27 protein-coding genes and 1 pseudogene are annotated in these 22,166 nt (G+C 64.4%); 9 read left to right on the top strand and 19 right to left on the bottom strand.

From position 1 onward, the window contains the following. Positions 1-67 precede the first annotated feature (67 nt). Positions 68-877: a helix-turn-helix transcriptional regulator gene (locus tag NDN16_RS17805; protein WP_251114804.1), complete on the top strand. Its 810-nt coding sequence runs from the start codon at positions 68-70 to the stop codon at positions 875-877. Here NDN16_RS17805 and NDN16_RS17810 read toward each other — a convergent pair. After that, positions 849-2,060: an MFS transporter gene (locus tag NDN16_RS17810; RefSeq protein ID WP_251114805.1), complete on the bottom strand. Its 1,212-nt coding sequence runs from the start codon at positions 2,058-2,060 to the stop codon at positions 849-851. The two genes, NDN16_RS17805 and NDN16_RS17810, sit on opposite strands and share 29 nt — an antisense overlap. 173 nt (positions 2,061-2,233) lie before the next feature. On the opposite strand from NDN16_RS17810, the gene NDN16_RS17815 reads away from it, so the two are divergent. Further along, positions 2,234-3,130 (top strand): LysR family transcriptional regulator, encoded by an 897-nt coding sequence (locus NDN16_RS17815; RefSeq protein WP_251114806.1) that lies wholly within the window; start codon positions 2,234-2,236, stop codon positions 3,128-3,130. Here the strand turns inward: NDN16_RS17815 and NDN16_RS21145 are convergent, their stop codons facing one another. The 8 genes from NDN16_RS21145 to NDN16_RS17855 all read right to left on the bottom strand — a co-directional run bounded on the left by NDN16_RS21145 (position 3,131) and on the right by NDN16_RS17855 (position 9,305). After that, the gene (locus tag NDN16_RS21145) at positions 3,131-5,236 is read right to left on the bottom strand and encodes a relaxase/mobilization nuclease domain-containing protein (protein WP_353050230.1); all 2,106 of its coding nucleotides are present in this window, start codon (positions 5,234-5,236) and stop codon (positions 3,131-3,133) included. Beyond that, positions 5,194-5,514 (bottom strand): hypothetical protein, encoded by a 321-nt coding sequence (locus NDN16_RS17825; RefSeq protein WP_251114807.1) that lies wholly within the window; start codon positions 5,512-5,514, stop codon positions 5,194-5,196. Before NDN16_RS17825 ends, NDN16_RS21145 begins: the two co-directional genes overlap by 43 nt. Next, entirely contained in the window at positions 5,511-6,200 is a 690-nt protein-coding gene (locus NDN16_RS17830; RefSeq protein WP_435301127.1) for a transglycosylase SLT domain-containing protein, read from the bottom strand. The genes NDN16_RS17825 and NDN16_RS17830 overlap by 4 nt, the downstream gene beginning before the upstream one ends. Before the next feature lie 329 nt (positions 6,201-6,529). After that, positions 6,530-6,877, bottom strand: coding sequence for a DUF736 domain-containing protein (locus NDN16_RS17835; protein ID WP_251114887.1), 348 nt, complete (start codon positions 6,875-6,877; stop codon positions 6,530-6,532). Positions 6,878-6,948: 71 nt separating this feature from the next. Then, positions 6,949-7,494, bottom strand: a complete 546-nt coding sequence (locus NDN16_RS17840; RefSeq protein WP_251114808.1) for a S26 family signal peptidase — start codon at positions 7,492-7,494, stop codon at positions 6,949-6,951. Further along, positions 7,491-8,009 (bottom strand): DUF2840 domain-containing protein, encoded by a 519-nt coding sequence (locus tag NDN16_RS17845; protein WP_251114809.1) that lies wholly within the window; start codon positions 8,007-8,009, stop codon positions 7,491-7,493. The genes NDN16_RS17840 and NDN16_RS17845 overlap by 4 nt, the downstream gene beginning before the upstream one ends. Then, on the bottom strand, positions 8,006-9,034 hold the full coding sequence (locus tag NDN16_RS17850; RefSeq protein ID WP_251114810.1) for a replication initiator protein A: 1,029 nt from the start codon (positions 9,032-9,034) through the stop codon (positions 8,006-8,008). Before NDN16_RS17850 ends, NDN16_RS17845 begins: the two co-directional genes overlap by 4 nt. 1 nt (position 9,035) lies before the next feature. Then, the gene (locus tag NDN16_RS17855) at positions 9,036-9,305 is read right to left on the bottom strand and encodes a helix-turn-helix transcriptional regulator (protein WP_251114811.1); all 270 of its coding nucleotides are present in this window, start codon (positions 9,303-9,305) and stop codon (positions 9,036-9,038) included. Between the two features lie 459 nt (positions 9,306-9,764). On the opposite strand from NDN16_RS17855, the gene NDN16_RS17860 reads away from it, so the two are divergent. Continuing rightward, the gene (locus tag NDN16_RS17860; RefSeq protein WP_251114888.1) at positions 9,765-10,052 is read left to right on the top strand and encodes a DNA -binding domain-containing protein; all 288 of its coding nucleotides are present in this window, start codon (positions 9,765-9,767) and stop codon (positions 10,050-10,052) included. 12 nt (positions 10,053-10,064) lie between these two features. Here NDN16_RS17860 and NDN16_RS17865 read toward each other — a convergent pair whose 3' ends face one another. From NDN16_RS17865 to NDN16_RS17895, 7 genes are all read right to left on the bottom strand, one after another. Continuing rightward, a complete protein-coding gene (locus NDN16_RS17865) occupies positions 10,065-10,706 on the bottom strand; it encodes a DUF2285 domain-containing protein (RefSeq protein WP_353050231.1) in 642 nt (213 codons plus the stop codon). Next, a complete protein-coding gene (locus NDN16_RS17870; RefSeq protein ID WP_251114812.1) occupies positions 10,633-10,848 on the bottom strand; it encodes a transcriptional regulator domain-containing protein in 216 nt (71 codons plus the stop codon). Before NDN16_RS17870 ends, NDN16_RS17865 begins: the two co-directional genes overlap by 74 nt. Before the next feature lie 302 nt (positions 10,849-11,150). Further along, on the bottom strand, positions 11,151-11,996 hold the full coding sequence (locus NDN16_RS17875; protein ID WP_251114813.1) for a DUF932 domain-containing protein: 846 nt from the start codon (positions 11,994-11,996) through the stop codon (positions 11,151-11,153). Positions 11,997-12,407: 411 nt separating this feature from the next. Further along, on the bottom strand, positions 12,408-13,394 hold the full coding sequence (gene bioB, locus NDN16_RS17880; protein WP_251114814.1) for a biotin synthase BioB: 987 nt from the start codon (positions 13,392-13,394) through the stop codon (positions 12,408-12,410). Continuing rightward, positions 13,391-13,966: a biotin transporter BioY gene (locus NDN16_RS17885; protein ID WP_251114815.1), complete on the bottom strand. Its 576-nt coding sequence runs from the start codon at positions 13,964-13,966 to the stop codon at positions 13,391-13,393. Before NDN16_RS17885 ends, bioB begins: the two co-directional genes overlap by 4 nt. A 135-nt stretch (positions 13,967-14,101) precedes the next feature. Continuing rightward, a complete protein-coding gene (locus NDN16_RS17890) occupies positions 14,102-14,728 on the bottom strand; it encodes a GntR family transcriptional regulator (RefSeq protein ID WP_251114816.1) in 627 nt (208 codons plus the stop codon). A gap of 116 nt (positions 14,729-14,844) precedes the next feature. Further along, positions 14,845-15,162, bottom strand: a complete 318-nt coding sequence (locus NDN16_RS17895; protein WP_251114817.1) for a DUF736 domain-containing protein — start codon at positions 15,160-15,162, stop codon at positions 14,845-14,847. Between the two features lie 791 nt (positions 15,163-15,953). On the opposite strand from NDN16_RS17895, the gene NDN16_RS17900 reads away from it, so the two are divergent. From NDN16_RS17900 to NDN16_RS17915, 4 genes are all read left to right on the top strand, one after another. Continuing rightward, entirely contained in the window at positions 15,954-16,289 is a 336-nt protein-coding gene (locus tag NDN16_RS17900) for a DUF1778 domain-containing protein (RefSeq protein ID WP_251114818.1), read from the top strand. Next, on the top strand, positions 16,277-16,807 hold the full coding sequence (locus NDN16_RS17905) for a GNAT family N-acetyltransferase (protein WP_251114819.1): 531 nt from the start codon (positions 16,277-16,279) through the stop codon (positions 16,805-16,807). The genes NDN16_RS17900 and NDN16_RS17905 overlap by 13 nt, the downstream gene beginning before the upstream one ends. Before the next feature lie 76 nt (positions 16,808-16,883). Further along, a complete protein-coding gene (locus tag NDN16_RS17910; protein WP_251114820.1) occupies positions 16,884-17,228 on the top strand; it encodes an antibiotic biosynthesis monooxygenase family protein in 345 nt (114 codons plus the stop codon). Then, complete coding sequence (locus NDN16_RS17915; RefSeq protein WP_435301124.1) at positions 17,203-18,105, top strand: sigma-70 family RNA polymerase sigma factor; 903 nt, start codon at positions 17,203-17,205, stop codon at positions 18,103-18,105. Before NDN16_RS17910 ends, NDN16_RS17915 begins: the two co-directional genes overlap by 26 nt. A gap of 19 nt (positions 18,106-18,124) precedes the next feature. Here the strand turns inward: NDN16_RS17915 and NDN16_RS17920 are convergent, their stop codons facing one another. From NDN16_RS17920 to NDN16_RS17935, 3 genes and pseudogenes are all read right to left on the bottom strand, one after another. Beyond that, positions 18,125-18,310, bottom strand: coding sequence for a hypothetical protein (locus NDN16_RS17920; RefSeq protein ID WP_251114822.1), 186 nt, complete (start codon positions 18,308-18,310; stop codon positions 18,125-18,127). A 146-nt stretch (positions 18,311-18,456) separates the two neighbouring features. Further along, positions 18,457-18,998, bottom strand: a pseudogene (locus NDN16_RS17930) (IS5 family transposase); the annotation flags it as partial. Between the two features lie 163 nt (positions 18,999-19,161). Beyond that, a complete protein-coding gene (locus tag NDN16_RS17935) occupies positions 19,162-19,968 on the bottom strand; it encodes an aminoglycoside adenylyltransferase domain-containing protein (protein WP_251114824.1) in 807 nt (268 codons plus the stop codon). A gap of 443 nt (positions 19,969-20,411) precedes the next feature. Here NDN16_RS17935 and NDN16_RS17940 point away from each other — a divergent pair, with 443 nt between their 5' ends. Continuing rightward, positions 20,412-21,656, top strand: coding sequence for a phospholipase D-like domain-containing protein (locus NDN16_RS17940; RefSeq protein ID WP_251114825.1), 1,245 nt, complete (start codon positions 20,412-20,414; stop codon positions 21,654-21,656). Positions 21,657-21,671: 15 nt separating this feature from the next. Continuing rightward, a complete protein-coding gene (locus NDN16_RS17945; protein WP_251114826.1) occupies positions 21,672-22,166 on the top strand; it encodes a hypothetical protein in 495 nt (164 codons plus the stop codon).

The raw sequence follows: 22,166 nt of genomic DNA on the forward strand, positions 1-22,166 counted from the left end.
CGGATAATCGAGGCAGAATGCTAACCGTTACAATGTTAGTAATTATCCTGTTACAAAGAGTAATACCTTGCCCGCCCGAACCCTCGCACGCACGCGAAGCGATCTTTCCGACTTCCTGATCCGGCATAGAGCGAAGCTCACGCCGGCCGATGTCGGGTTGCCGACGACCGGCGGCCGTCGCACGCCGGGCTTGCGTCGTGAGGAAGTGGCCCAGCTCGCCGGCGTCGGCCTCACCTGGTATACGTGGTTCGAGCAGGGTCGCGACGTTCAGGTCTCGGAGAGCTTTCTGCTCAAGGTGGCGAAGGCGCTCCGGCTGGACGATGCGGAGTGCAGTCGCCTTTTTCTGCTGACCCACCGCCGTCCGCCGCCGCCGGAAGCCTATCAGTGGCCGTCCGTGAGCCCCCTGATCCAGCAGATGCTGGACGATCTCACTGCTCGTCCCGCCTATGTGCTCAACCTGCGCTGGGACGTGATCGCGTGGAATGCGACGGCCGACGATCTGTTCGGCTTTTCCGGACGCGAGCAGGCGGATCGCAATGTCATGCGGATGGTGTTCGCCGATCCTGACATGCGCCATCGCCTGCCGGCATGGCAGGACGATGCCCTGAAACTGCTTGCGCAGTTCCGCGCGGACCTTGCCACGGCACCGGACGATCCGGCCATGCTCGCGCTGATCGACGAGTTGAAGAAACTGTCTCCCGTTTTTCGGCGCGGGTTCGAGCAACCGGATATGGACAGCTATGCCAGAGGCATCGGAGCGGTCCTCAGCCCGGACGGCTCGCGCCGGGACTTTGCCCACGAGACGCTGATCGTGGATGAGCATCGGCATCTGCGCATGATCGTTTATTTCAAGGCGTCTTTGCATGGCGACTCCTGACGAAGCCATGCGAGTGAGCCGCCCAAGCCACGGCAAGCGCGGCGATCAGCAGCACCAGCACGCTCCACGGGAAGGCGGCGACGCCGAATGTTTCGAGCAGTACGCCACCGACGATTCCGCCGCCCGCGATGGCGATGTTCCAGACGGTGACGATCATGGATTGCGCTACATCGGTGGCTTCGCCCGCTGTCTTGGCAGAGGCGGTCTGGAACAGCGTGGCCGCACCGCCGAAGGCGAGCCCCCATATGGCAACGGACGCATAGACGACGACGGGCACCGTGCCGGCGATGCCGAGCGCCAGCGCGGAGAAGCCGAACAGCGCCGTGCTCGCCAGCACCAGTTCCCGGAGCCATCGGTCGATCAGCACGCCGACGATCCAGATGGCGAGAAGCGCCGCGATACCGAAGACCAGCAGCACCCCGTCGATCCGCTCGGCAATGCCGGCCGGAACGAGGAAAGGCGCGATGTAGGTGTAGAGAATGTTGTGGGCGAGCACATAGGCGAGCGTGACGAACAGCACCGGCCGGATGCCTGGCAGGGTGAAGACCGCGCGAAGCGCAAAACCCTTTCCACGTGCCTGACCGGGGAAGTCCGGCACCGTGGCCAGCACCCAAAAGATGAGCAGCACGGTCAGCACGCTCATGAGGCCGAAGGTGACGCGCCAGCCGAAGGTCGCGCCGAGGAAGGTGCCGGCCGGAATGCCGAGCGAAAGTGCCAGAGGCGTTCCGACCATGGCGATGGTGATGGCGCGGCCCTTCAAGTGCTCGGGCACCATCCGCGCGGCATAGCCGGCGACGAGCGCCCAAAGCAGCCCCGCGAATACGCCCGCGAAGAAGCGCGCGACTAGCGTGACAATGTAGTTATCGGAAATCGCCGTCACCGTGTTGACGATGGCGAAGCCGCCGATGGCGATCAGCAGCAGCGGTCGCCGCCGCCACCCCTGCGTCGCGGTCGTCAGCGGAATAGCCGCGACGAGCGAGCCGACCGCGTAGATGGTGACGAGCTGGCCGACCAGCGCCTCGGAAACCGTGAGGCTTTCGGCCATCTGCGGCAGGAGCCCCGCCGGCAGGGCTTCGGTCAGGATGGTGATGAACGCCGCCATCGCGAGCGCCAGCAGCGCAGCTAGAGGAAGCCGCTCGCCCTGTTCAGTGGAAGTGGTTTCGGTCGTCGTCGTCGTAGTCATTGGTCCGCCTGAGCCTTGTCTGAAAAGCCGCTGGCGGATGAGGCGATCTGGAAAGGCCGGCGCAATCCGCCGATGACGGCATTGTCCGAAAGCTAGAGCTGTTTCCGTTTATGGAGAACCGGGCTACAGTTCCAAATACTCCTGACGAAACTGTCAGCAATGGAATTGTGCCGATGGACAGCCTCGGATCGCTCAACGCCTTCGTCCACGCAGCGGAGACGCGCAGCTTCACCGCCGCTGGGCAGAAGCTCGGCGTGTCGTCATCGGCGATCAGCAAGGCGGTGGCGCGGCTGGAAGAACGACTCGGCGTGCGTCTCTTCCACCGCTCGACACGCACCGTCACGCTCACGCCGGAGGGCGCACTGTTCCTCGAACGCTGCCGGCGCATCTTCTGCGAGATCGAGGCGGCCGAGCTGGAGCTGTCGCAGACCCGTGGCGCACCGCGTGGCAAGCTGCGGGTGAGCCTGCCGCTGGTCGGTATGCTGATGATGCCGACGCTCGCCGCCTTCATGCGGGCGTGGCCCGAAATCGAACTCGATCTGGATTTCAGCGACCGGCTGGTGGATGTGATCGAGGAAGGCTTCGATGCCGTGGTGCGAACGGGCGAGGTCAGCGACTCCCGGCTGATGACGCGCACGCTCGGCACGTTCCGCTACAAGCTGGTCGGCTCGCCGGCCTATTTCGCCGAGCATGGCATACCGGAGACGCCGGCCGATCTGTCGGCCCATCGCGGCCTGCGCCACCTCTATCCGAGCACCGGCAAGATCGAGGACTGGCCACTACACGGCAAAGGCAGCCCCGCATCCGCCGACATTCCCACGGCCGCCGTCGCCAGCGCCATCGAGCCGCTGATCTATCTGTCCGAACAGGGGCTCGGTCTCGTCTGCCTGCCGGACTTTGCTATTCGCGACCAACTCGGCAAGGGATCGCTGGTCAGCGTGCTTGATGACAAGATCAGGCACTCCGTCACGTTCCGCATCCTCTGGCCCTCCAGCCGGCATCTCTCCCCCAAGCTCCGCGCCTTCGTGGATTTCATGGGGGAGAACTTCATCCCGGCTTCGCCCGGATAGCTAAAGGCTCAATCCTCGCTGCCGCCCCACCTGCCACGACACCGATCCGCCTTGCACGACGCCCGCAACCTCGCGGCCGAGCTGCCGGTCGATGACCGGCCGCCAAGGGACAAGGGTGAACTCGTGCGCCTTCTCGACGATGGCGAACTTGCCGCTGGTTAGCTGCACGGTGCCGGTGAACTTGCCACTGACGGTTTCGCCGTCCGTGGCAGCCCGGAACGGCAGCGCCTTGCTCGCGGCGATCTCCGCGCCGACGCTGGCAACCTCGCGCTCGCGTAGAGTGGCGAGAAGATTGCGCCGGTAGAAGATTCGGCCATCCTGCCGGCGCGAGGCATCGCCGTGCTCGACATGATGCTCGCGCCGTTGGTCCAGGGCCTCGCGCACATGCTGGCCGAAACCGGATGGAACAAGATCCGATGCCTCTGGCGAAACCAGCCGCCGGTCGAGCCAGGTCGCACCGTCCGCGCCGATCTGCTTTTCAAGGTCGAGCACCGACAGGACGCGAACGCTGGCCTGCCGGTTGCGGCCGGCATCGTAGTCGGCGGCGCGGCTCTCGAAGTCGTCGGGGATACGCCATTGGTCGGCGTCGATCCGCTCCGCTATCCCGGCGCGGCGCAATGCCTCCAGCCGGCGCACATGGGCATCGACATAGCCTTCATAGTCGCCGCCCGGAATGCGTCCCTCGAACTTCGCTTGTTCCAGATGGCGGCTCGGCCGATAGACGCCATCCTCGGCGACGGCGGCAATGGTGCGGTCGGAGGGTCGTTGCGTTGTATAGGCCGGGCCGATCTCGATCACGCTGCCGATGCGCGCATCCTCGACGCGGGCCGGGTCGATGCCGGCGACATGGTGCGTCCGGCCGTCGATCGCGTCCACCACGACGGCCAGGTTCTCGCCCATCTCGTCGGACAGATACTTATCGACGACGCGGCCGACGATAGGCGTCTCGGGCGGCCCATCGTGGATTTGGAAGGTGAGCGGATCGCGCTCCAGGCCATCGGCCTTCAGCGCCTTGTGCATGGTGCGGATGATGTCGCCGCGCTCGCCCAGGTCGCGCAAGGTCGGCTCCATCCGCTCACTCAACTCCCAAACGCCCGGCGCGTGCTCGGTCGCCAGCCCCATCTTGTCCAGCTTGGCGAGACGGCGCAGGCGCAGCGTGCGATTGAGCTGGCGGCGTGGTTCATCCGGCTCATGGCGCAGGTCGAGGAATCGGTCGTCGGCTTCCTCGGTCATCGCCCGGTCGATACGGGTGAAACGGTCCTGGTCGATCTCGGCCGACAGCTTGCGGCTCTGCTCGATCTCGGTAACGGGACCAAGCTCCAGCGTGGTCAGCTCGCACGCCCGCTCGCGGATGCCGTTGGCGAGATAGTCGCCGTTGATGACAAGGTTCTCGCCCAACTCGTCCTTGCCCCGGACGATGACATGCACATGGGGATGGCCGGTGTTGTGGTGGTTGACCGCGACCCAATCGAGCTTCGTGCCAAGGTCGGCTTCGATCTGGCTCATCAGGTCGCGGGTATGCGCCGTGAGGTCTGTGAGGTCCGCGCCATCCTCCGGCGAGACGATGAACCGGAACTGATGCCGATCTTCCTTGCCGCGCTCAACGAAGGCGTCGCCATCTGTGCGGTCCTCGGTCGCCGAATAGAGCTGGCCACGCTCGCCATCTCGCGACGTGCCGTCACGCTGGATATATCGAAGATGGGCGGCCGATCTGCCGTTCCGGCCGGTGTCTTTGACATAGCGCGTCTTGACGACGACGCGGCGCATTCCCGGCGCGCTGTGACGCCAGCCGCCAGACAAGGTGCGGGCACGAACGAAGGCCGCGCCACGCCCGCGCCGGACACCCGGTCCCTTCGCGGCGCGCGCGCTGCTACCGCCCTTGGTGACGGAGTTGGACCCCAGCCGCGTCGAGGACCGGGCCGACGACGATTTGGACGGGTGGTTGCTGTGCTGTCGGGCGAGCTTCTTGGCTTGCGTGAGAAAGCTCTTGGTCTTTCCCGCGCGCGGCGCGTCGGATCGGATGCGGCCGGGCCTAGGCCGGAAGTGGTTTTCGTCGTCGCTGCTCATGGGCGCGCTCCCCACGAAAATCGCGGGAAAACACCCCATTTCGAGCCGTAGTGCCGGTCGAAACCCAGCAAAGCCAAGGCTTTGCGCGAAACCCCGGCACTACGGGGCGAAAACCATGGTGCCGGTCGCGGCCCAGCTAACCAGTGTGCAGACAACGACAATTTTCCAAACCGGCCCGACATGGTGCCGGTTTGCTTTATCTTGCCCTCCGCTTTTCCTGCCCTTTCCGCCCTTCCTGCCGGGATTTCAGCCAGGCGAAACCTTGCCTGACTGGACACCGGAATGCGCGCCGCGAAGCGCGGGAACGCCGTCTTCATGGGGTTCTCCCGTCGCGCGCGCGGGCCACGAACATGCCGCCACTCTGCGCCTCGGGTGGCAACGCAACGGCAGCCGGAGCGTCGGCCGAGCGCATGGCGAACAACGGTGCCTCGCGCCAATCCGGCGGCGGCGGTGGTGCGGGCAAAGGCATATCGGGCGCAGCCGCGCCGACGAGAACGGGCGCGAGCGCGGCGACATAGGCACGGGTCTCGGCAGGCAATGTGCGGCCGGCCGAAAGGTATTCGTCATAGCGGCCGGGACCGGCATTGTAGGCGGCCAGCATCGCCGCGACATTGCCGTAGCGGTCCCACATCGCACGCAGATAGGCCGTGCCTGCGAGGATGTTGTCGCGCGGGTCGTAGGGATCGCCGCCGAGACCATGGCGGACGCGAAGGCCCGCCCATGTGTCCGGCATCACCTGCATCAACCCCATCGCGCCCGCCGACGATATGGCGCGCACGTCGCCCGCGCTTTCGGCGCGCAGCACGGCGGCAATCCAGTGCTCGGGAAGACCGNCGCCGAGACCATGGCGGACGCGAAGGCCCGCCCATGTGTCCGGCATCACCTGCATCAACCCCATCGCGCCCGCCGACGATATGGCGCGCACGTCGCCCGCGCTTTCGGCGCGCAGCACGGCGGCAATCCAGTGCTCGGGAAGACCGAAGCGCTGTGACGCTTCGGCAATATGATCGGCGTGAAGATCGACGGCGGCGGGACGAACAACGGGCGTCGATTGTGCGACCGCTTGTCCCGATCCGCCGCCAAGCCAGAGCGCGCCGATCACTGCGAGAACGACCCAACGCCATGCCGCCTTGTCTCCGTCACGCCGCCAGCCTGCCGGCGTGCTCGCTGCGGTCAAGGGCAAGGCGCGAGCGCCGGCCGATGGCCGCCCCTGACCTTCGCTGCGCGCGCCGGCCGTCCTGCGCCCGAGCGGGACGACGGGATGAGCCGGCTTGTTCGCGAACAACGGGATGAGGTTTCTGAGCGTGGGCATGGCGCTGGATCGCATTGCACTCACGCCCGCTCGTCGCGCGGTTTCGGACGGTTCCAGTGCAGCGACCATGACGTGCCCGCGTCGTCGTCGCGGAACAGGTTGGCGCGGATCGGCTGCGGCCAGCAAGGGTCGTCGATCAGCACGGAGAGATACTCGCCGGCCTTTTCGCCGGTGCGTTTCCACGCCGCGCCGATCTCCGGGCCGGTTTCGTTGCTCATGCCGTCGAAGAGGTGAACGCGATAGTCTGGTGCGTTCTCCGCATCGGACGGTTCCGTCGCGACGATGATGATGTCCTGATGCAGGAGGAGCGTCCCGAAGTGTCCGATGAAGCCGGTCTCGTCGCGCGCGAATTCGCCGATCTGGGGCATGTCAGTCTCCTTGGCGGTGGCGTTTGAAAAGGCCATCGGCGAGCACCGCTCCCGCTGATGGAAAAGCGAAATCAGTGCGTCGGCGCGCGCCACTCGTAGCGGCCGTCGCCCTCGGAATCGGTCCAGAGCGGCAGCGCCCGACCGATCATGGAATCTGCGGGGATGGGTCCGAAGTAACGGCCGTCCAGGCTGTCTCGAACGTCCCAATTCATGAGGAAGAGTTCGCGGTCGCCGATGACGCGGCAGCCCTGCCAGACAGGCAGATCGCGGCCGAGACTGTCGTGCTCCAGCGCCTCGCCCATCTCCACGCCATCGACCGCGATCGTGCGGCCGGTGCGGCAAACCCGCTGTCCGGGCAGGCCGAGGACGCGCTTCAGGAGCGGCACGTCGCGCCCGACATAGCCGCGCTCGGCCATGAAGGCCGCGAGCGGTTCGGGCGGCATGATCGCGACCAGTTCGGGTACCTTGATCCGGTCGGCAGGCGCGACGGTGTAGAAGCCCACCGGCGCGCTCGCCGTGGCGTTCCAGATGAGTTTCGTGGGCGTCGGGATGAACGCGGCGATGGCGACGCCCATCGCCGCGAAATACGTCACCATGACGTAGCCGAACCGCGTCATGGCTCGATCCTCCGGCGATGCAGCCAGGCCGCATGACGCTCGGGCGTGTAGGCGTGCGGCTCCAATCCGGCGGTCAGCCGGTTATGGACATGCCGCCAATAGTCCGGCGCGGCGTCGGCCGGGTCGAGGCCGAGCGCTTCCACGGCGTCGATGACGGCGAGCGCCCGCTGCACCTTCGGCCAGCCGTCGAGGCGCAACAGGATTTCGCCGCCGGGGCGCACGAAGGGCAGCGTCTGGAACGGCTCGTCGCGACGAACCGCGCGCACGATGTCGATGCGCGAGATGATCGTGCCGTGCTCGCCTTTCGCCCAGCGGACGAAGGCGAAGACGCTCTCCGGCGCGAAGCCGACGATGGAGCGGCGGCGGTCGAGGATCTGTTCATAGCTCTTGCGGCCGAACCTGATCCAGTGCTCGATCTTCTGCTTCTGGAACGTCAGTTCGACCAGCGTGGTGAAGGCGGGCGGCTCGTTGGTCAGCGGACGGCCGTGCATCCAGCGCTGAGGGTGCCCGGTCATGGCGCACCTCGCCGGGTGGCACCGGCACCACGGATCGCGTGCGCGCGCGTCAAAGAAGAAGAGTTAGATTCTTTGTTAGGTTCTTCTATAGAGTCCGGCGCGCGATTTGCGCCTAATGTCCCGATACTGTGCGCGCCTAATGTCCCGATGGGATTCACATGGTTATCCACAGGCACTGTGGATAGATTTTCGGGGAGGAAGCGCAGTAGTTCGCGCCCATCTTCCCATTCGGTTTGGAGCAGGTATCCGGGCAGCGACTGGCGGGCCACGATCCGCCGCAGGTCGAGCGCGAAGTCGGAAGGCCGGGCGAGGCTGCCGGATTTCTGATGGAGATGAGAAATCTCGAACGCCCAGCCGCCCGGCTGGTGGCCGGCGTGCTTGCGGGCGACGCGATAGAGCCAGCGCTCTATGCCGCCGGTCAGCCGGAAATAGGCCGGGTCGATGGTCAGCACCAGCGAGCGGTCTATGACGCTGTGATAGACCCATTCGGGCAGGACGAATTCCATGCCCTCGACACGCCCGGCGCGCGTGGTCATCTCTTCCCATTCGTTGATCCATGAGAACTGCCGCCGTCGCCAATGCTTGCCGTTGCGGATCGTGGTGGCGATGACGGTCGATTGCAGGCGCGCAAGCGCAGCCTTGAGCAACAGGTAATCCCGGTTGCCGGTGGATCGGCCGACAGCGCGCAGGAGTTGATAGGGCATAAAGCGGAAGAAGCGCGACGTGGCGAAGCCGCTGTTCTCGGCCGCGACGATCTGGCTCGCGGCCCAAATCAGCACGTCCGCGTCCCATATGGTCGCCATGCCGTGCTCGGGCATGGCCAAGACGTGCACCTCTACGTCGGCGGTCCTGTAGAGGATGGGTTTCAGGCGCGGCCGCTTGCCCAGCGAGAAGAACGGCCGCTCCATCAGATCGCGCTGGTCGCGCGGCGGCGCATCGCCCGTCGCGACCACGAAGGGGTCGAGGTGGCTGCGTTCGCTGACCGCTTCGGACTGCGCGCGGATATGATCGTCGTCGCGCAGCATCTTACAGCTCGTCCCGCTCATCGAGCGTCAGCGGACGCGCGGGAAAGACCGTGCCGGCGTTCTTGTCGCTCGTGGATTTACGGGCTCCGACAGCGGACCACGATTCCAGATCGCGGACGGCGTAGAGGACGCGGCCGCCGATCTTGCGATAGATGGGGCCGGTCCCGTAGGTCCGATGTTTCTCAAGGGTGCGCAGGGAAATGCCGAGAAAGCGCGCGGCCTCCTTGGTGCGCAATAGGCGTGGTGGCAGGTCCGCGTTGCGTCTCGCCATGGGGATTACCTCCGGTTCGTCAGACAGGCTGCTGTCGGGAGCGACAGCGGGCTGTGGCGAACGATGGCGAGCGACCGGCGGCCTGTAGCGTGCCGTATTTGCGCCTATGCGCTGGCGGCACCCCCCGGAAGGGCAAAAAACGAAGGGATTTCAGCGACTCATTGCTTGCCGCGCCGAATAGGCAACGACATTGCCGCGTGCTTCGGCTAAGAATGCAGGCAGAGCAGACGCGCTGCTTCGGGGCTTAGTAACCCCTGACTAGCGGTTGGTGTCACCGAGACGGCACCACACACCTCGAACCTTATGGTCGGGGGGCCCATGGCGCATGTCCAGGGCTTCTCGCCTAAAGGTCATGGGGCCGTCTAGTCACGGTTACTAACCCCCCGATCACCAGGTCAGAGGGGCCATTTGCGGGGGCGCACCGCAAGCCAGGCCCTTCCGGGAAGAAGGGGAATGACGATGCGAAAGCCCATCGATCTCGATCCCGACGTGGACGATCTCGCGCCCACGGGAAACGCCATCACGCCCTATGATGAACAGCACCATGTGACCTATCTGCGCCTTCTGGACGCCAAGGCGGATGGCGCGGACTGGAAGGAAGTCGCGCACATCGTTCTGCACCGTGATCCGGTTGGCGATGAAGCCCGGACGCGGCGGTGTTGGGAAAGTCACCTCGCGCGTGCTGAATGGTTTTCCCGCGCGGGCTACAAGCTGATTCTGGAAGAGGCGGCAGCGAACGAACGATGAGCGAGAAGCCGGTCAAGACTTGCCGCGTTTGATCGGATAATGCAGCAGCAGGCGATAGCCGCCGTGCATCATCTGAAGGCCGTGGGCGACGAGGCGGCGAGCCTTGTTCTTGCGCGGATCGCTCTCGAAGTCCTCTTTGGTGCCGCGAAAGCCTAGCAGCACTTCGGCTATTGTCCGGTAGCTTTCGCCGCGCAGTTTGGCGTCGAGCGCGCGCAGGGACAGGATGTGCCATTGCCGGAGCTGGCCGGGCAGCTTCCCGAAGGGCGGTCCCGGCGAGCGCCCTTCGACCGACCGCAAGAAGCGGCGGGCGGCGTGCGAGCGCAAGTCTATGAACGCATCGAGGGGCACTCTGGCGACATAGAGGGTTGTCGTGTCCGGTGTGGCGTTCGGCAGCCAGAATTGATGCGCGACGCCATTGGCCTGCCAGATGCCGTGCCAGCCATCGGCGGCATGGCGCAGGTCGAGACCGTCAAGGCGGGCGAGCGAGATGACGGGTTCGGTCTCGTCGGTCTCGTTCTCTACGGGTGACAGGATGACGGCCTGCGGCTGGAGCCGTGGCGACCAGAACAGAGGCTGGCTGTCAGAAGGCGCATCGGGATCGTGCGGGAAATCGCAAACCCCAGCGCTGTACGAATGAGTCCAGCTGCTCGGCATCCGGTCGTGCGATCCGGGTGATCGACTGGAAGTCATCACGGTATCCGCCGTGGCGACGGAGGTATTCCCAGGCAAGGCCGGCCGCCACGATCTTGTTGGCGTGTCTGTATGCTGCCGGCGCGCGCCAGTCGATGCTGAGCATGGCGTCACCTCTCTTTGCCGGGCAGCAAGAGGAACGCCCGGATAGAGAGTGTCAGCAACTGTCGCGACTGGAAACAGGCAGGATGATGCGACTCGTTGTTCGCAATGCCAGCACAATTATAGTTACTCAAATCTTAATGATGTTTCCGTGATTCTGCGAGCTGGGCATAGCCCGGCGAGCGTCGGCCGTGTTGCGGGCATGACCGCACCGCCGATCCGCACCGCCGGATCGGCGAAAATTTTTGGCAACCTGAGAACCTGAAATGCCATAGAGCCGGGGAACCGGCTCTATGGCATTGGCGGTCATTTCGCCTTGAGGCGCTGCATTCCCTCGGCCAACGTCCAGAGGGCGCGATTGAGGGTCACGTTCTGGTCGATGCCGTTGATAGGGCGGGTCTGGCTGCGCCGGATGCGGCCTTCGGCGTTGCGCCGCTGTCCGTGCAGACCGCCGCGTATCATGTTCTCCTGAATGGTGTTGTAGGTCATCCAGAGGCTTTGCCCGGCATCCTCGCGGCGGCGCGGCTGAATGATCTGGTCTGGACGGACGGGGCTTTCTTCCTCGCCATAGCGGGCGATAAGGCTTGCCTCTGCCAGCAAGCGGCGCTCATCTTCACCAAGCTGGATTTCCTTCATGGTCTCGCTGGCGTCGATCAGCCGGGGGAAGTCCTCGGCGACGGTATAGACGCCTTCGATAATGTCATGCTGGATATTGCCCTTGTGGGGAACGCGAACGTCCTCGAACCGCTCTCCCGCCACAAGGCTGTTGGTGCAGACGAAACGCAGCATCCCGGCGAACATCTGGTAGCTGCTGGTTCCGTCATGCGAATTGACGATGATAACTTCCGCCGCCTCCTGCTTGCCGATGCCGTCATCCCGGCGCAGGCGCAGCATGTGCTTGGCGTGGCCGTGGCGGCTGCCGTCACGCGGAACCGACTGGACGGCGAAGAACGGGAACCATCCTTCCCGGCGCAGCCCTTCCACGATGTCGATGGTGGGAACGTAGACGTAACGCTCGGACCGGCTGTCGTGGGCCTCTCCGGCAAAGATCGACGGGACGTGCCGGTAAAGCGCCTCGTTGTCGAGGGCCTCGCGCCCGCTGATCTGGTGAGCATTGCGGCCGAACCGGGTGGCAAGGTGATGATAGGTCATAGTCCTGTCTCCTATTGGCTTGGGTTGGAGCGCAGCGCTGCGCTGCAACCCTGGCCGTCGCCGAGGCCGGGTGTGCAAACGGAGGGAGGCTTCGCGGGGAACCGGCTGCACGGAGCGCGGAACGCGCGGAGGAAGCTGGGCGGAAGCCTCTCGAAGTGCGCCGAGGGCTGGCCCTAAGCACTCCGCCCGGCCACAGCGGAGCGAAGGCCGGGGAGATAGATGGGATCAGGATAAAGGAGACGGGAAAGCTGGAAGTTCAGGCATCCTGATCGCCGTACGACTTCGTTGCAAATTCTGGGCGAGTACATGCGCAAGCGCCCCAACTGCGGGCGAGTCACCCTGATGCTAGCGTCAGGGTGACGATGCTGCCGGCGTCTTAGGGGCGCGTCGATCCGCTGGAGCGGATACGGGTCAAGCGGCAGACGCGGACATGCTGGCGCGCTCCGGCTCCCCGATCGCAGCAAACAGTTCGGCATCCTGGCCGATCCCGGCATTCGGCGTGGTGAGCAGCGTGTCACCGTAGAAGACCGAGTTCGCGCCCGCCACGAGACAAAGGATCTGCGCCTCGCGGTTGAGGGAGGAGCGTCCGGCGGAAAGCCGCACGGTCGAGGCCGGCATGACGAGGCGGGTGGTCGCCACCATCCGCACCAGTTCCAGCGTATCGACGCGCGGCCGGTTGGCCAGTGGCGTGCCTTCGACAGGGACGAGTGCGTTGATCGGCACGCTTTCGGGATGGGGGTCCATTCCCGCCAGAACGTGCAGCATGGAGGCTCTGTCGCGTATCGATTCACCCATGCCGATGATGCCGCCGCAGCACAGGTCTATGCCGAAGGAGCGCACTGTGGCGAGCGTGTCCAGCCGGTCCTCATAGGTGCGGGTGGTGATGATCCGGCCGTAGAACTCGGGGCTGGTATCGAGGTTGTGGTTGTAGGCCGTGAGGCCGGCGGCTGCGAGCCGTTCGGCCTGATGCGGTTTCAGCATACCGAGCGTGACGCAGGCTTCCATGTCGAGGGCGCGGACGCCCTCGACCATCGCGATCACGGCATCGAACTCCCGGCCGTCGCGAACCTGCCGCCACGCCGCGCCCATGCAGAAACGTTCGGCTCCCGCCGCCTTGGCGGTCGCCGCCATTGCGATCACCTTTGCCGAGTCCATCAGCCGGTCACGGGTCAGATCGACCTCACGGTGATGGGCAGACTGCGGGCAGTAGGCGCAGTTCTCAGGGCATCCGCCTGTCTTGATCGACAGAAGGCTTGCCTTCTGGACCTTGTTCGGGTCGTGGCGCTGGCGATGGACGGCGTTGGCACGACCGACCAGCTCAAGCAACGGAAGCTCATGGAGGGCGACGATCTGGTCGATTGTCCAGTCGTGCCGGATTTCCCCATCGGCCGCACTCATTCGGCTTTGCCCCGAAAGCGGGCAAAGGACGCCGGCAGCGCCATGCTGCCAGCGGCCACGACACCGATCTTGACCAGATCGCCCAGGAGGAAGGGCAGGACGCCGACAGCGAGAAGCTGACCCACTGGAACATAGACGGCAAGCCACGCCATGCCGATGGCATAGATCGGCACCATTCCGGCAAGCATTGCGCCGACACGTCCGAGCGTGCCCTTGCCGACCGCCAGCGCTCCGACCAGCCATGACGCGACAAGGTAGCCCAAGAGATAGCCGCCGGTCGGGCCGACCATGTAGGCAAGGCCGACGCCGCGTTCAGGGGAACCGGAGAACACCGGAAGGCCGACAGCGCCGGCCGCCAGATAGGCAATGAAGATCGAGACGGCGATGCGCGGCCCGAACGCCACGGCGAAGGCCATGACGGCCATCGTGTGCAGGGTCATCGGCACCGGCCAGAAGGGAATCTGCACCTTGGCCGCCAAGGTCATCAGCGCCGTGCCTGCAATGATGGTCAACGCTGTTCGCGCCGGCAGCGCAAATCGGGTTTCGATAGGTCTCGTGGCGGCATTGCTCATACTGTCTCTCCTTCAGCGTCGAATTATAGATAATCTAAAGAATCTATCGCTAAAGGAATCCACAGAAGTATGATCATGGCAATAGCCATGCGCTCGACACCATTTCTGGTCGGGAGCAGAACGAACCGCGTTCGCCTATTTTGGCTTTCTCTGCCCGATCGTTTGGACGTGCCGCGCGAGCACGGAAGCCGCCATTTCGGCCTGTCCGGCCCTCAAAGCGTCGAGGATCGCACGGTGGTCCCGGTCGGTCGGGGCCTCCCATTCGGCACGCCAGCCGGAGAACAGGAAACGGGCGCTGGCCGTATGCAGATCGTCGATGGCCTTGAGAAGCCGGGGCATTCCGCAAGGAGTCAGGATGATGCGGTGGAAGGTGCGATTGGCCTCTTCCCACGCCTGAACGTCACGCGCACAATCTCCCGCTCTGTTCGCTTCCTCTGCCTGATCAAGAATGGCTCGCGTCAGATGTGGAACGGCATTGCGCAGCGCCAGGGCTTCGAGTGCGGCGCGCATCTCCGCCACTTCGCGCACCTCGTCGAGACTGAATCCTGCAACACGCACGCCTCGGCGCGGTTCACTGACGACTAGCCCTTGCGATTCCAGCCGGCGAAACGCTTCGCGCACCGGAACGTGGCTCGCTCCGAACTCTTCGGCGATGTGGTCCTGCCGCAGTTTCGCGCCGGACTCGATCTCGCCGGCAATAATGCGACTGGCGAGCGTTTTGCTGATCTGCGCCGCGATAGTGTCTGATTTGGCCGTGCTCATGTTTTATAGATAATTCGGAAAGCAACGGCACGTCGAGACCGATTTTGCGAAGGCCCGTGTGATTGCTGAGCTGACAAGCCCCGCTCGGGTGAGCGGGGCTTCGGGGGTTCCGGCCGTCAATCGCCGTTGCGGCGGGACCAGATGAGATTGTGGCTTTCGCCGTCTTCGGCCGCGACCAGGCTGGCGTAGATGGGAGCCGGGAAGCTCGGATCGTCCAGCTTGACGGAGAGGTATTCGCGCTGCGTCTCGCGGGCGGTCTTCCTCCAGGCCGCGCCGAACTCGGTGGCTCCGGCGAAGATGCGGAAGTCGGGGCCGCGCTCGCTGTCGCCCTCGGTGGCGATGAACTTGGCCTTGACGTTGAGGGTCAGAGTCTTGACCGCGCCGGTGAAGCCCGCGCCGTTCTCGTTCTTGGTGAAGGTGCCGATGGTCGCCATTGTCGTGTTCCTTTTTCTTATCGGGCCGCGCCCATCGCGTCCTCGATGGCGGTCGTTCGACCGGGGACGATCGGCCCCGCACCCCTTGGGGCTGGAACACAAGTGGAAGGCGGCCGGCGACGGCTTTTTTGTTTCGCGCTGCAAAGCCGAAGGCGGCGGAAAAAAGCTGGCGACGGACGTTGCGGGAAGACGAGCGAGGCGATGTTTCGACATTGCCGGTCTTCGGTCAGACTCATCCATCCGAGGACGCAGATGGGGCGGCCAGCATGGAAATCGTCAGGAACACGGTGGCGCACCCGGCTTCCGCACCAGTGCTGGCGATGGCGGACCGTGCCGGTTGAACAAAGACCCCTGAGCTGGCAGGACATGAGTGGTTGCCCGGCGGACAAAAGCGCCGCGGCTCCGCGTCGCTCTTCTTCGCGGGGCCAATCGCGACCGGCGTGGCCGAGGCCGCCTGCGTGATGATAGAGTGCGTGGGACCTCTCACGCGGACGCCCCGGCTTCTCCCAGCGCCCCATTGCCAGGATGTGTCGCGCCGGGGATGGCGATGCCACCACATGATCCCGCTATGGCGACTGTGGCCGACGCCCCGTGTGCCCCGCGCACCGATGGGGCTTGTCTCGCGAAATGGTCGCTGCCGCCCTTGCGTTATGGGATTGAAGCCGAACGGCGGAAACGCGCCGTAGGGGTGGTTCCGGCGCAGCCGAAAGCCCGGCCCGAAGGGCAATGCCCAAACCTCCCTTAACGATCTCCGTATTGACACTGTGTATACAACGGCCCATATTCCGGCCATGGCAAAAACTCGTGTAGCTCCTTCCGAACCCGCCCGTTCCGCTGTTGTCGCGGCGCGTGTCTCTGCGTCCGACGCCAAGGGCAGCATCAACCTGCGGATCGAGACCGGCACCCGCCAACTCATCGACGACGCAGCGGCGGTCCTTGGCAAGACACGCACCGAGTTCATGGTGGAAAGCGCCCGGCGACAGGCGGTTGACGTGCTGCTCGACCAGCGCCTGTTCACGCTCGATCCCGAGCGCTATGACGCCTTCATGCACGCGCTCGACAATCCGCCCGCGCCGGGACCGAAGCTTAAGGCCCTGCTGCGCCGGACCCCGGCATGGCAGAAATAGACGATACGCCGGACCAGCCCGAATTGCGACTGTCGGCCCCCGTTCCCCTGACCGCCGATCATGATCTTTCCGCGTTCGACTGCGGCGAGCCGGTGCTGAACGACTGGCTGCGCCATCGAGCCTTGAAGAACGAAAGCCGGTTCTCGCGCACCTATGTCGTCTGCACGGGAAATCGGGTTGTCGGCTATTTCTGCATTGCGGCCGGGTCGGTCGAACGCGGTGCGGCTCCCGGCAAGGTGCGGCGCAATGCGCCCGACACGATCCCGGTTTCGGTCATAGGGCGGCTGGCGGTCAGCCGTGACCATGCCGGCAAAGGCCTCGGCGCGGACCTGCTGTCGGACGCGCTGCGCCGGATCGCGCTGGCGTCGCAAAGTATCGGTATCGGGGCGGTTCTGGTGCAGGCCAAGGACGATGCGGCGAAGCGCTTCTATCTGCGCTGTGCTGAGTTCATCGAATATCCCGAGGACAGCCGGACGCTGTTTCTGCCCATCGAAACCGTGATTGCGGGTTTTGGCTGAAAATTACCGCCGCATGTCACGTTCCGTCCCGCTGCCTTGTCATGTCCTTCGTCACCGCAATTCAAAGGAGATGACGATGGCCCAAACCGAAATCGCAACAATCGACGCGAGCGTGCCCGGCGTCACGCTTGTCAATGTCTATGAGGTCGAGCCGGGCAAGCAGGCTGATCTGGTGCGCCTGCTGTCCGAGGTCACGCAAGCCACGATCCGCAAGCAGCCGGGTTTCATATCCGTCAGCGTCCATAGCAGCTTCGACGGCAAGCGCGTGGTCAACTATGCCCAATGGGCGTCGAAGGCGGATTTTGAGTCCTTCATGAAGGCCCCGGAAACGCAAGAACAACTTAAGCGTTTCGCCGCCCTCGCGCTGTCCGTGTCGCCCGCACTTTACAGGGTCGATGCGGTTCATTCCGCGACGTGGTGATGTGGTGAGCGACATTGTATCCGAACCTGTCTTCTCCGATCTGCGGCCGCGCCTCGTGCGGCTCGCCTACCGGATGCTGGGATCGGTCGCGGACGCCGAGGACGTGGTTCAGGATGCCTGGACACGCTGGCTCGCCATCGACCGGGCGTCGGTGCGCGAGCCGGCCGCGTATCTGCGGACCATCGTGACACGGCTGTGCCTCAACGAGTTGAAATCCGCCCGCCGCAACCGTGAGACCTATATCGGTCCGTGGCTTCCAGAGCCGATCTTCGATCCGGGGGATGACGATGCGGCCGATGACGTCACCTTGCCGCTGATGCTGGCGCTGGAACGGCTATCGCCGCTGGAGCGCGCCGCGTTCCTCCTGCATGACGTGTTCGGCATGGATTTCGAGGCCGTGGCCGAGGCGATCGGACGCGAGACCGTCACCTGCCGCAAGCTCGCCAGTCGCGCCCGCGCCCATATCCATGACGCCCGCCCGCGTTTCGTTCTCGGGAAGGAGGAGGGAATGCGGTTCGCCAGCGCCTTCTTCACCGCTTCGCGGACAGGGGACATGGCGGCGTTGCGGGCGATGCTGGCGGAGGATGTGGTCGCCTATGCCGATGGGGGCGGCAAGGTTCCGGCAACGCTCGAACCCTTGCGGGGAGTGGATGCGGTCATGGCCCGCCATCGCCAGATGGCCGCGATGTTCGCCGACTGCCCGTCGCGCCTGATCCGTTACGCATTGATCGACGGATTGCCCGGTTTCGTCACGATAGAGGATAGCAACATCGTGCAGACGACTGCGCTCCATGTCGAGGATGGCAGGATCGTCGGCATCTATGTGACGCGCAATCCCGACAAGCTGCGATGTGTGATCGACGGCGCAATGCACTGACGGTCGGTGTATCAGCCGCTCAGGCCCGCCCTGCGGGCTGGCCGACACCAGCGGCGAGCCGCATCATGGCGGCGATGCCGACGAACCCGCCGCCGACGATGCAGAAGATTTGCCGCCAGATTTCGGAAGGCACGGCCTCGCGCGTGACGCCGTAGACCAGCGCATAGCCCGCCACGGCGGCGGGCGCGGCGAAGATCAGCGCCACGATCAGGCGGATGACCGGCGAGCGGATCGTCTCGAACAGCCCGGCCAGAACGCCGAAGGCAATGCCTGCCGAGAACAGGCCGACCAGACCCGCGCCAATCAGGCCCGAGCCGGTCTGATAAGCGAACTGTGCTGCGGTCAGCCGAGCATGGCATCGGCGTCGTATCCCTTGTCGGCCAGCAGTGCGGCAGGCTCGATCTCGGGGAGCGCGATCAGCGTGTCGTACGCCTTGCAGTCGGCGGCCTGCCCACCGGTCACGTGGAAGGCGAGCGGTCGCCCGCCGGCATCGGCGATACAGTGAACCTTACAGCCGAACCCGCCCCGCGAGCGGCCAAGAGCTTGTCGATGAGTCCCCCTTTTACCCCCGCTGCCGATACGTGGGCGCGGATGGTGGTGCTGTCGATGCTGTAGTGGCCGGTGTCCGCCATCATCTCGGCCAGGGTGACCGACACGATCTCCCACGTGCCGGCCTCACTCCACCGCCGGAACCGCCGGTAGATCGTGTTCCACTTGCCGTACTTCTCCGGCACGTCGCGCCAAGGAGCACCGCAACGCAGCCGCCACAGGATGCCGTTCAGAACCGCTCGATTCTCGGTTGGACGCCGCCCTCGACCACGCATCGATGGCTCGATCGGCAGCAGATCCTTCAAGACCCGCCACTCCACCTCGCTCAGATCGCCCCGGCTCAATCACGCCTCCAAAAGGAAGCGTTGAATCAACCGCTCGGTCCAGCGTCAACCAATTCGTCCACCCCGCCTGGCTCGCATGGACATATTCAGCGCTCATCGAAACGATTGATTGGGTGGAAAGGGGGGCGGGCAGCTTTCAGACGCATCAAAGGAACAGCCGACATCACTCGAATGATCGCAGCGCGGACACGATGCTGTCGCGCATTTCGTCGATCGCCTGCGACACCTCCGTTCGCCGACAATGCAACTCGTCGCCGGCGCGTCCAAGATACGCATCTCGCGCGAGGGTGAGGATTTCCGCGGCCCGATCGGACAACTTCGCCGCTGCCCACTCCGCAGCGCTATCCTTGGACACAAACTGACCTGTCGTGGCCGTACTCCACATGCGCGCCAGCGTCAGCAGGACGTTACGCTCGTCCCCGTCGACGGCCCGGATCAGTTCTGGCAGGAGATCGCCGATCGCACTGCGTATGACGGCGGAAGGTATGCCCGAAACCAAATCGCTAATGTCCGGACCGACCAGGGGCACCGCTTCTTCTCTCGCCTGAGCGAGAAGCAGAGTGAACTCCGGGCTCGCCTCCGCTTCCGGAATTGCGCCACTTTCGAGAGCGGTCCGCAACCATTCGCCGTAGACGAACTCCGCTCGCGCCGGATACGGCAGGCATTCGAGATCGGCTCGTCGAAAGATGATGACCTCGAGCGGCCGACGACCCAGACTGTCGAAGGGATAGTGCCCTGAAACGGTGAGGAGATCGGACGAGAGGTCCGCACGTATGGATGCGGGCAGTGCGTCGTCCACGACAGCGATAAGATCGACGTCGCTCCTCTTGCGCAGCCCCGCGGCCACGGCAGAGCCGTGCAGATAGACCGCCGAAAGAGATTTTCCAAGTCGATGCTTCAGAAGCGGCAATGCGCTTGAAGCTTCGGCAGGGACATTCGGTCCGTGGGTCGGCAGTTCCGAGACTTTCATGGCCGCGTCGCTGAGTTCATTTGCTGCGGCGGAACGTATGGCAGAACGGCAGCTTCCGGCAACTCATCGACCACCCTTGGCGTCTCACAAGGGTCGCTTCTGAACGTTCGGATTTTGTCCACGCAGCCTAGAGTGGGCAGTGTGATGAAGATCGGCTACACGTTCAAGACCTGGCCGCGACACGTGACGGCGAGCTGAATGTACACCTTCGCCTTTGACTGTGAAACGCGAGGTGTCGCTTTCGGGGGCAACTAATGGCTTCATCCGACCATTCTCGGCCGCTCAGCGAACGGTTTTTGATTCCCGGCCCCGATGGTCGGCTATTGGTACTGCAATGGTCGAAACTGACAGATTGCGGATGATGGGGCCGGGACTCGGCCGGCCATTCACAGGTACATAGCTAAGTATGGACCAAATCAGACGGAGAGACGACAGGGCGGGGCATGGAGATTGCACTACTTGAAGCTAAGGCGATCTCACGTCGTCTGAAGACGCTCATCGAAAACCACGACAGCATCTCCATCGCCGTTGCCTGGGGTGAACTGACCGGCGTTGCCAAGACCCTGATCGCCAATAAAGCCAAATTCGACACTGTTCTATTCGGCCTCGATTTCTCGGCGACCGATCCCGACCTCATCGACGAACTCGTCGGCGTGCCCAATGCCTTCGTCGCGAAGAACCGGCCCGGCTGCTTCCACCCCAAGATCTTCTATTTTCAGTCGGGCGCCGAGGCCGAGGCGATCGTCGGCAGCGCCAACTTCACCAACGGCGGACTAGGCGAGAATCTTGAGGCCAGCGTCTTTGTGAAAGGCGCGGCGGACGAGCCATTTTTCAAGCAGGTCAGGAAGCATCTTGCGAGCTACGAGTGGCTTCAACGTCCCATCACGAAGAAACTGGCCGCGAGCTACCGCCGGCAAGCCAAGGCTGCGGATAAGGCGCAGAGACCGAGTAATCCGGTGCTGCCCGATGACGAGGATCAATGGCCCCGCCTCAACTCGCGCCTTGCGACCATGTCCTGGGAGGAGTTCGTCAGGCGCGCCCGGCGCGATAAACATCATGGCTTCGACAAGCGCATCGATCTGGTCCGTGAAATCCAGAAGATGTTCGCGAGGAAAGGCTCCTTCGCCGATCTCTCGCTCGCGGAATGGAAGGGCGTTGCCGGGCTCCTTGGCGCTGTCGAAGCCACAGCCGCGAACCTGGGCGGACTCGAATGGGGCTGGTTCGGTTCGATGAACCGGGCCACCGCCTTCGCTAAGGCTATCGGGCTTCAGGATTCAGCGATCGCACAAGCCCTGGATCTGATCCCCAAGCGCGGCGATGTCACCCGCGCCCAGTTCGATCAATATGCCGCGACCTTCAAACGGGCTCTCCCCAAGTCGAAGGCCGGCAACCCCATCGCAACCGCGACCCGCCTGCTTGCGATGAAACGCCCGGACTTCTTCGTCTGCGTCGACGGCGGCAACAAGCCCGGCCTTTCGAAAGCGCTCGACTTTCGCCTGAACATGCTAACCCTCGACACTTATTGGGATTGGGTCATCAAGCCTACCCGACAGGCGCCCTGGTACAATGCGCCGCGCCCGGTGGGACCCGATACGGAGCTGTGGGACGCGCGCGTCGCCATGCTCGATGCGATCTATTACGCGCCACTCAAGAAAAAGCCGGCCCCGGATGCCAAACCCAAATCGTAGAATCGAGCGACATGCATGGCTGACGACATCTATCCTTGGTCCGGTAGCTTCAACGATCTCGCCACGGACGAACAGCGTGCCGTCGCGCAGCTTGTCGTCAGCGGGAAGGCCGTCGTCGGCACCGTCGACGATCTCCTCGCGCGGCTCAAGCGGACCCGCTGCGTTGCGCTGTTGCGCGAGGCGGGCTCCGATCGGATCGTCGCCGCGGCGGCATGGAAGCAGCCTGCCGCAACCTATCGCCGCGACAGTTTCACCAAGGCTGGCGTATCGATTGCCGGCTTCGAGGCTGCCCCCGAACTCGGCTATGTCGTGATCGCCACCGACATGCAGGGCAAGCAACTCTCCGGCGTTCTCGTCACCGCGATTACCGAGAAGATCACCGAGCCCACCTTCGCTACCACCGACAGCAATACCATGCGCAACAATCTCGAGCGCTCGGGCTTCACCCGGGTCGGCGGTGAATGGCAGGGCAAGAAAGGGATGCTCTCGCTCTGGACCATAACGCTCTGA

This window comes from Aureimonas altamirensis, from assembly GCF_023702225.1.
GTDB classification, from domain to species: Bacteria; Pseudomonadota; Alphaproteobacteria; order Rhizobiales; family Rhizobiaceae; genus Aureimonas; species Aureimonas altamirensis_B.